Origin of the sequence: Methylobacterium cerastii (genome assembly GCF_022179125.1) — a bacterium.
GTDB classification, from domain to species: Bacteria; Pseudomonadota; Alphaproteobacteria; order Rhizobiales; family Beijerinckiaceae; genus Methylobacterium; species Methylobacterium cerastii.
Genome location: NZ_BPQG01000031.1, coordinates 1 through 2,448 on the forward strand (window position 1 = coordinate 1; position 2,448 = coordinate 2,448).

The window sequence follows — 2,448 nt, forward strand, 5'->3', positions numbered from 1 at the left end:
GAGGCAGCCCGCGTATTCGGGCTCAATCGCGAGACGATTGCCAAGATGTGCCGGTTCTCATTGCCACCGGGCTATACTCGCACCAAGCCGATCGAGAAGCCGAAGCTGGGGCCGCTACTGCCGGTGATCGATGCGATCTTGGAGGCGGACCGGATCGCACCCATCAAGCAGCGGCACACGGCCAAGCGGATCTTCGAGCGTCTGCGCGATGAGCACGGCTACGCTGGCGGCTACACGGTGGTGAAGGATCACGTCCGGATCGCACGCGCGAGTGGGCGGGAGACCTTCGTGCCGTTGGCGCACCCGCCGGGCCATGCCCAGGTCGACTTCGGCGAGGCGGTCGCCACCATCGGCGGCGTGCGCCGGAAGATCCACTTCTTCTGCATGGACCTGCCGCACTCCGACGCCTGCTTCGTGAAGGCGTATCCGCGGGAGACCACCGAGGCGTTCCTCGACGGGCATGTCGCTGCCATGGAGTTCTTCGACGGCGTGCCGCTGTCGATCCTCTACGACAACACCAAGATCGCGGTCGCCAAGATCTGCGGCGGAGGCCAGCGCGAACGTACCCGTGCCTTTACCGAGCTGGTGAGCCACTACCTGTTCCGGGACCGCTTCGGGCGTCCGGGCAAGGGCAACGACAAGGGCAAGGTCGAAGGCCTGGTCAAGTACGCCCGGTCCAACTTCATGACCCCGGCCCCGGAGGCGGCCTCGTTCGAGGCGCTGAACGCGGATCTGGAGCGACGCTGCCGGACCCGGCAGGATGAGCGGGCCGGACAGCATGCCGAGAGCATCGGCACGCGACTGGTCGCCGATCGTGCCGTTCTGCGTTCCTTGCCGGCGGTCCCGCTGGAGCCGTGCGAGAAGCGGGCTGGGCGCGTCTCCTCGACCGCGCTGGTTCGCTACCGCTGCAACGACTACTCGGTGCCGACCGCCTACGGCTTCCGGGACGTGCTGGTGAAGGGCTTCGTCGAGGAGGTCGTAATCCTGTGTGGCGGCATCGAGATCGCCCGGCATGAGCGCAGCTACGGCACGGGCGTGTTCGTCTTCGATCCGCTGCATTACCTCGCGCTGATCGAGACCAAACCGAACGCTCTCGACCAGGCGGCTGCGCTCCAGGGCTGGGATCTGCCCGAAGCGTTCCAGCACCTGCGCCACCTCCTGGAGGCGCGCATGGGTAACCGTGGCAAGCGCGAGTTCATCCAGGTGCTGCGCCTGATGGAGGCGATGCCCAAGGACGTCGTGGCCTCGGCCGTCACCGACGCGATCCGGCTCGGTGCGATCGGCTTCGACGCGGTCAAGCTGATCGCACTGGCCCGGCTCGAACGCCGACCGCCCCGGCTCGACCTGGCGGCCTATCCGCATCTGCCCAGGACCGCGGTGAGGACGACCGTGGCCGCCGACTACGCCGTGCTGGTGCCGGAGGTGGCGGCATGAGTGCGGCACGTGACGAGACGATGCCGGGCGGCACCACCGGCGGCACGCCGGGGATCCTGCTCGCCCACCACCTCAAGCAGCTGAAGCTGCCCACGGTGCTGCGCGAGTACGACAAGGTTGCCCGCGAGTGTGCCCAGGGCGGCATCGACCACCCGCGCTACCTGCTCCGGCTGGTCGAGCTGGAACTCATCGATCGCGAACGGCGCATGGTCGAACGCCGGATCCGGTCGGCACGCTTCCCGGCGGTGAAGAGCCTCGACACCTTCGACTTCACCGCGATCCCGAGCCTGAACAAGATGCTCGTGCTGGAGCTGGCGCGCTGCGGCTACATCCTCGGTCGAGAGAACGTCATCGCACTCGGCAACTCCGGCACCGGCAAGACCCACATCGCCTTGGCTCTCGGCCTGGCGGCTTGCCAGAAGGGCTTCTCGGTCGCGTTCAGCACCGCGGCCTCTCTGGTCAACCAGCTTCTGGAGGCCCGCGACGAGCGCCGTCTGCTCCGGCTGCAGCGTGAACTGGCTTCGGTTAAGCTCCTGATCGTCGATGAACTCGGCTACGTGCCGCTGTCGCCGACGGGGGCCGAGTTGCTGTTCGAGACCTTCTCCCAACGCTACGAGCGCGGCTCCACCGTGGTGACTTCGAACCTGCCATTCGAGGATTGGACCTCGGTCCTGGGCTCGGAGCGGCTCACCGGCGCGCTGCTCGACAGGCTGACCCACCACGTCAGCATCCTGAGCCTGAACGGCGACAGCTACCGCCTCAAATCCTCCCGCAGCCGACGCGGCTGCGGCGATGGCAGGGCGGAGCAAAACCAGGCCACCACCGATCCCCACGATCCCGAGACGGGCGAGATCCTACCAGCTTGAGCCTTATGGTCGGCGATAAACGATGAAGGGGCCCGATCGCTGCTGCGCGACCTGCAGCGGGCGCGCGGCCTCGCCTACCTGTTCATCAGCCACGACCTGAAGGTGGTGCGCGCGCTCGCGAACTACGTCCTGGTCATGCAGAACGGCG

Annotated in this window: 2 protein-coding genes; both read left to right on the forward strand. The window is 67.2% G+C overall.

Annotation, left to right across the window (positions count from 1 at the left end):
* Window positions 1-1,434 (forward strand): IS21 family transposase (gene istA / locus MFF13_RS10955; protein WP_238272178.1); only part of this gene is annotated, 1,434 nt, incomplete at its 5' end.
* Window positions 1,431-2,300 (forward strand): IS21-like element ISMex8 family helper ATPase IstB, encoded by an 870-nt coding sequence (gene istB / locus MFF13_RS10960; protein WP_238272179.1) that lies wholly within the window; start codon window positions 1,431-1,433, stop codon window positions 2,298-2,300. The genes istA and istB, both read left to right, overlap by 4 nt.
* The last annotated feature ends 148 nt before the right edge of the window (window positions 2,301-2,448 follow it).